This window comes from Halalkalibacter flavus, assembly GCF_036663575.1.
Lineage (GTDB): Bacteria > Bacillota > Bacilli > Bacillales > Bacillaceae_D > Halalkalibacter > Halalkalibacter flavus.
The window spans coordinates 1-233 of sequence record NZ_JAWRVK010000432.1; the positions used below are offsets into that span (position 1 = coordinate 1).

1 protein-coding gene is annotated in these 233 nt (G+C 68.7%); it reads right to left on the minus strand.

The window, feature by feature from the left end; all coding sequences use genetic code 11:
- Window positions 1–233 (minus strand): hypothetical protein (locus SAY88_RS25695; protein WP_332635267.1); only part of this gene is annotated, 233 nt, incomplete at both ends.

Below are 233 nucleotides of genomic sequence, written 5' to 3' on the forward strand. Positions count from 1 at the left end.
CATGATGAGACCGCCGACGATGCCCAGGACCACCATGACGCCGAGGCCCAGGAGGATCGCCATTCCCATGAGCTTCTGCGTCTGGACGTTGTCGTGGACGTCGCGGCCGACGAGCAGCCGGCCACCGCCGTCGAGCGTCACGATCTCGGCGACGGCGACGTGGGCGATGGGCAGGCGCCTCCCGCCTGCCGTGACCTGCACCTCGAAGCTCGAGAACGAGCCGCTTTCGGCCT